Here is a 6,226-nt window from a genome sequence, read left to right as displayed (position 1 = left end):
GTAGCAGTCGCGCTGGGGGAGTCCCTTCGTGAGCGGCTCCCAGTCGTTGCCGCCGGTGCGGCTGCGGTAGACGCGCAGCTTCCCCTCGGGCGGGAAATGCTCCGAGTCGCTCTTGATCGGGACGACGTAGATCGTCTCGGGGTCGTGCGCGTGCACGTCGATCGGGAACCCGAAGTCGGTGGGAAGGTCGCCGCTGATCTCCCGCCACGAGTCGCCCGCGTCGTCGCTGCGCATCACGTCCCAGTGTTTCTGCATGAAGAGGACGTTCGGCCGGGAGGGGTGCATCGCGATGCGGTGCACGCAATGCCCGACCTCGGCCTCGGGGTCGGGGATGTACTGCGACTTCAGGCCCCGGTTTTTCGGTTGCCACGTCGCGCCGCCGTCGTCGGTGCGGAACACCCCGGCCGCGGAGATCGCGATGAACATCCGCTCCGCGCGGCTCGGGTCGAGCAGGATCGTGTGCAGCCCCATTCCCCCCGCGCCGGGCATCCAGCTCGACCCGGAGCCGTGACCGCGCAGGCCCGAAAGCTCGTGCCAGCTCGTCCCGCCGTCGGTCGATCGGAACAGCGCCGCGTCCTCGATGCCGGCATACACGGTGTCGGGGTCGACGCGCGACGGTTCGAAGTGCCACACCCGCTTGAACTCCCACGGGTGCGGCGAGCCGTCGTACCACTGGTGGGTGCCGGGGACGCCGTCGTACGCGAAGGTGTTCCCGACCGCGTCCCAGGACTTCCCGCCGTCGTCGGAGCGCTGCACCACCTGGCCGAACCAGCTGCTCGTCTGCGAGGCCCAGATCCGTTCCGGGTTCGCCGGCGAGCCCTTCAGGTGGAAGATCTCCCATCCGGCGAAGTGCGGTCCGGCGACGTCCCAACTGCGGCGTGCGCCGTCGGAGGTGAGGATGAAGGCTCCTTTGCGCGTGCCCACCAGAACCCGAATGCGGCTCATCGCGTCCTCCGAGGAAAAGCCGACGGAGTCTAAGGCGGGACCTTGCCGGAGGGGGACCCGCATGCCGTAGCATGGTCCCATGACGCTGTCGCGCGACGAGATCCTCCGCTACAGCCGGCATCTTCTCCTTCCCGAGGTGACCCTCGAAGGACAAGAGCGGCTCAAACGCGCGCGGGTGTTGTGCGTCGGGGCCGGGGGGTTGGGGTCGCCGCTCACGCTGTACCTCGCCGCGGCGGGGGTGGGGACGATCGGCATCGTCGAGTTCGACGACGTCGACCTGACGAACCTGCAGCGCCAGATCCTCTACGCGACCTCCGACGTCGGGCGGCCGAAGCTCGAGGCGGCGACCGAGCGGCTGCACGGCATCAACCCTTCGATCCGCATCGTGCCGCACGCGCTGCGCCTGTCGGCCGACAATGTGATGGACGTCATCGGCGGCTACGACGTCGTCGCGGACGGGACCGACAACTTCCCGACCCGTTACCTCGTCAACGACGCCTGCGTGATCGCGGGGAAGCCCAACGTCTACGCGAGCATCTTCCGGTTCGACGGGCAGGTGAGCGTCTTCGACGCGAGCCGCGGCCCCTGCTACCGGTGCCTGTTCCCCGAGCCGCCGCCCCCGGGGATGGTCCCGTCGTGCGCGGAAGGAGGCGTGCTCGGGGTCCTCCCCGGGATCGTCGGCTCGTTGCAGGCCCTCGAGGCGATCAAGCTCGTGCTCGGGAAGGGGGATTCCCTGGTCGGCCGGCTGGTGCTGTTCGACGCCCTCGGGTTCGTCTTCCGCGAGATCGCCGTCCGCAAGGACCCGAACTGCCCGGTGTGCGGCGAGCGCCCCACGATCCGGGAGCCCAGGGACGAGGTCGCGAGCTGCGAGACGGAGCCGACGCCGGCGACCCTCACGGTCGAGGCGTTCCACGAACGGCGCGAGGCGGGGGAGCCGCTGTTCCTGCTCGACGTCCGCGAGCCGCACGAGTTCGCGATCGCCAGGATCCCGGGCTCGACGCTCGTTCCGCTGCGGGAGCTCCCCGCCCGCCTGCACGAGCTGGACTCCGCCCGCACCTGCGTCGTCACCTGCCACCACGGGCCGCGGGCGTTCCACGCCGCCGAGATGCTCCGGCGCGCGGGGTTCACGCGGGTCAGCGTGCTGGTCGGAGGCGTCGACGCGTGGGCGAAGGCGATCGACCCGTCGATGCCGAGATACTGACCGCAAACCCGAGGAGGCCCCATGAAGCGTTCCGCATCCGCACGTTGGGAAGGTGATCTCCGCACCGGCAAGGGCTCGGTCTCGACCGACAGCGGGGTCCTCGCGGATACCCCGTATTCGTTCGCGACCCGATTCGAGAACGGTCAGGGGACCAACCCCGAGGAGCTGGTCGCCGCCGCCCACGCGGGCTGCTTCACGATGGCGCTCTCGGCGGAGCTCGCCAAGGCGGGGATCGTCGCGCGGCGGCTGCACACGCGGGCGACCGTGACGCTCGACAAGGTCGACGGCGGATTCGCCGTGACGGAATCCCACCTCGAGCTGCGGGCCACGATCCCCGGGGCGTCGGAGGAGGCCTTCCGCGCCGCGGCGCGCGCGGCGGAGACGGGTTGCCCGATCTCGAAGCTGCTCAACGCGAAGATCACCCTCGACGCGAAGCTCGAGAGCTGAACGACGGCGGCCGTGTTCCGGGCGGGCGAGCCTATACTCCCCCCCTCGTCCGTCCGGGAGGCGCCGTGAGGCTGCTCCAGGTGCCGCTCCGACTCGCGCTCGCGGGCTGCCTCGTGGCGGTCGCCGCCCCTCGGGCCCGGGCCCAGGACGCCGACCTCGACCCGATCCTGTTCGCCGATCTCGACGGCGCCCAGGTCGAGGACGTCACCGCCAGCTCCTTCCAGATCTACCGCATCCCGCTCTCGTACCGTCTGCGCAGCCTCGAGGACCGTCCCTGGGGGCTGCGGCTCACCTTCCCCGTCTCGCTCGGGTCGTACCGCGTCGAGGCGATCGACGAGCTCGACGAGTTCGTCGAGGGGATCCAGGCGGCGTCGGTGATCCCCGGCGTCGAGTTCGAGGTCCCGGTCGGGGATCGTTGGGTGCTCAAGCCGTTCGCCGAGGTCGGGATCGGGACCGACTCGGAGAGCGGGGAGAGCGACGTCCTCTACGGGACCGGGCTTCGCGCGGTGGGGCGTTATCGCCCGGGCGTGGCGAAGCTGACCGTCGGGTCTTCGGCGATCTACAAGAAGCCGTCGCGCTCGCGGGAGAGCTTCGACAGCTACTCCAAGCTCGAGGTGGGGCTCGACGCGCGGAGGCCGCTGGGGTTCTCGCTCGGACGGCGCAGGGCGGAGGGCGGCCTGTTCGGGATCGTGCGCCGCTACTCGCGACTCGACATCGAGCGGTTCGGCGAGAAGCCCTACGAGGTCGACGGGGGGTACGAGCTGGGGGTCAGCTTCTCGACCGACCCGGTGATGGCGATCGGCAAGCTCGAGATCCCCTGGGTCGGGCTCGGCTGGCAGTTCGGGGAGATCTTCGGAGGGATCCGGCTCTACCTGTCGTTTCCGTTCTAAGCTTGCCGCGGCCCGGAGGGGGGTCCCGTCATGATCGCCTTCGCCCTCGCGATGCTCCTCGCGGCGCCGGCCGCCGCGGTCCCGCCGCCGCCCGACGGACCGGAGCCGGAGGTGGTGGAGACCGCTCCGGTCGTCGTGGACGGCGTCGAGCGCTTCCGCGTCCGGGGCGTCGCGTCGCTCGCGGCATCGGACCGGGCGCGACGGATTTCCGCGCGTATCGTGGACGCGGCACGCGACGGTTCGCTTCCGATCGAGTCGTTGACGACGAAGCCCGTCGAGCTGGGGCTCGAGATCGCCCTCGGCCCACGCCCCCTGATGGTCGTGGGCGCGCCCGACGCCGAACTGGCGGGCGTCGACGCGACGATCGTGGCCAGCCTCTTCTCGGAGCAGATGCGCGACGCGATCGTCGGATTCCGCGGCGACCGGCAGCCCCGCGCCCTCGCCCGCTCGGCCGGCTACGCCGTGCTGACCGCGGCGATCCTCGCGCTCGTGTTGTTCGTCCTGCGGCGCCTGTTCCGCGGGCTCGAATCGTGGCTGGAGCGGCGCTACGGCGAGCGGATCCGCTCCCTAAGGATGCGGTCCTTCCCCGTCATGGACGCCGAACGGCTCCTGGCGATGCTCCGACGGACGATCCGCACGCTCCACCTGCTGCTGACCCTCGTCTCCGTGTTCGCCGCCGTCCAGATCTCCCTCGAGTTGTTCCCCTGGACGCGCGCGGTCTCGCGGGGGCTCCTCTCGTACGTGATGGACCCGCTCCGCAGAATCGGGAGCGGGGTCCTCGACTACATCCCCAGCCTCGTCTTCCTGGTGATCCTCGTCTTCGTCACGCGATGGGCGCTGAAGCTCCTGAAGCTGTTCTTCAACAAGATCGAATCGGGGGCGATCGCCTTCGAGTCCTTCGAGGCCGACTGGGCCTCGCCGACCTTCCGCATCGTGCGGATCCTGGTGCTCGCCTTCGCCCTCGTCGTCGCCTACCCCTACCTGCCGGGATCGGACTCGGGCGCCTTCAAGGGGGTCTCGCTGTTCCTGGGCCTCATGTTCTCGCTCGGTTCGTCCTCGGCGATTTCCAACATGATCGCGGGGTACTCCCTGACCTACCGTCGTGCGTTCAAGGTCGGCGACGTCATCCGGGTCGACGACCACCAGGGCGTGGTCACCGCCGTGCGCCTGCTGGTGACGCACATCCGGACGAGGACCAACGAGGAGGTCATTGTCCCGAACTCCACGATCCTGGGAGGCAACATCGTGAACTTCAGCTCGGTCGCCCGCCGCGACGGGTTGATCCTCCACACCAACGTCGGGATCGGGTACGAGGTCCCGTGGCGGCAGGTCGAGGCGATGCTCCTCCTCGCGGCGGAGCGGACTCCGGGGCTTCGCCCCGAGCCGAAGCCCTTCGTCCTGCAGACGGCGCTGGGCGACTTCGCCGTGACCTACGAGCTGAACGTGTACACCGAGAACCCCGCCGTGATGGCGCGGACCTACGCCGACCTCCACCGGAACATCCAGGACGTCTTCAACGAATACGGGATCCAGATCATGACCCCCGCCTACGAGGGGGACCCCGCCGAGCCGAAGGTCGTCCCCAAGGAGCGCTGGCACGAGGCGCCGGCGCCGCCCCCGGCGGCGGGGGCGTGAAACCGACCGCCTGACGTACGATGCGGCCATGCCGAGGGTGGTCACCGGATGTCTCCTGCTGGTCCTGGGCCTTCTCGGCGCCCCGCCGATGCGCGCCGAAGAGGCGCCCGCGAAGGCGCCCGCGAAGCGAAAGGCCCCTCCCAAGCCGTCCACCACCCAACTCCTGAAGATGATCGAGGAGCAGCGTGCGCTGATCGACGAGCAGCATCGGCTCCTCGCCGAGCAGGCCGCCCGGATCGCCGCGCAGGAGGCCCGGATCGAGGAGGACGCCGCCGCGGCCGCGGTCCGGGAGGCGAGGCTCGCCGAGCTTGAGGTCCGTCTCGCCGAGCTGACCCGGGAGCTGGAAGCCGTCGCCGCGGAGATCCCCGCCATCCAGGAGCAGCAGGCCCTCGCCGAGCGCCTGGAGAAGGTCGAGGCCGAGATGCAGAAACCCCCGGAGCTCCCCGAGGGGGTGGTCTCCGCCGGCTACTTCCCGGGCTCGATCCGCATCCCGGGGACCGACAGCGCCATCAAGTTCGGCGGCAGGATCCGAACCGCCGCCGTCGTGACCCTCGATCCCCTCGGCTCCGACGACCGGTTCATCACGAACTCGATCCCCGTGGAGCCGGACGACGCGGGAGCGGGGACGGGGAAACGCACCACCTTCTCCGCGAACACGAGCCGCTTCAACGTCGAGGTCCGCACGCCCAGCGGCGCCGGGTACATGCGCGTCTTCCTGGAGGGGGACTTCTTCGGCGAGTCGGGGAGCGGCAGCCGGACGTCGTTCCGCCTCCGCCACGCCTTCGCGGAGTTCCGCGGGATCCTCTTCGGACAGACCTGGTCCACCTTCTCCGATCCCGCCGCCGATCACGAGGACCTGGACTTCGAGGGGATCAACGGCGAGAACGTGATCCGGCAACCCCAGTTCCGTTACACCTGGCCCGCGGGCGAGCGCGTGGCCCTCGCCGTCGCCGCGGAAGCCCCGGAGGTCTCCCTGACCGGAGGCCAGGGCGTGAATCTCGTGCCCGACCTCGTCGGCCGGGCGGTCTGGAAGGTCCGCGACATCGGTCACCTCCAGGCCTCGGCCGTGCTGCGCCAGATCAAGGGCGAGTGGGAGCTCGACCCGACC

6 protein-coding genes are annotated in these 6,226 nt (G+C 70.2%); 5 read left to right on the top strand and 1 reads right to left on the bottom strand.

The window, feature by feature from the left end; all coding sequences use genetic code 11:
• The coding region (locus tag VF139_00345) for a sialidase family protein (GenBank protein ID HEX6849824.1) at window positions 1–945 on the bottom strand (945 nt) is incomplete at its 3' end.
• A 79-nt stretch (window positions 946–1,024) separates the two neighbouring features.
• Between VF139_00345 and moeB the strand changes: the two genes are divergently transcribed.
• The 5 genes from moeB to VF139_00320 form a co-directional block, all read left to right on the top strand.
• Complete coding sequence (gene moeB / locus VF139_00340; protein ID HEX6849823.1) at window positions 1,025–2,146, top strand: molybdopterin-synthase adenylyltransferase MoeB; 1,122 nt, start codon at window positions 1,025–1,027, stop codon at window positions 2,144–2,146.
• A gap of 21 nt (window positions 2,147–2,167) precedes the next feature.
• Entirely contained in the window at window positions 2,168–2,593 is a 426-nt protein-coding gene (locus VF139_00335; protein HEX6849822.1) for an OsmC family protein, read from the top strand.
• A gap of 65 nt (window positions 2,594–2,658) precedes the next feature.
• Window positions 2,659–3,483 (top strand): hypothetical protein, encoded by an 825-nt coding sequence (locus VF139_00330; protein ID HEX6849821.1) that lies wholly within the window; start codon window positions 2,659–2,661, stop codon window positions 3,481–3,483.
• 30 nt (window positions 3,484–3,513) lie between these two features.
• Entirely contained in the window at window positions 3,514–5,118 is a 1,605-nt protein-coding gene (locus VF139_00325) for a mechanosensitive ion channel family protein (GenBank protein HEX6849820.1), read from the top strand.
• A 28-nt stretch (window positions 5,119–5,146) separates the two neighbouring features.
• Window positions 5,147–6,226: DcaP family trimeric outer membrane transporter (locus VF139_00320; protein ID HEX6849819.1), on the top strand; the 1,080-nt coding region annotated here is incomplete at its 3' end.

Source organism: Candidatus Polarisedimenticolaceae bacterium (assembly GCA_036376135.1).
Lineage (GTDB): Bacteria > Acidobacteriota > Polarisedimenticolia > Polarisedimenticolales > DASRJG01 > DASVAW01.
The sequence above is the reverse complement of the archived record's forward strand: the minus strand, read 5'-3'. Positions and strand labels throughout refer to the sequence as shown.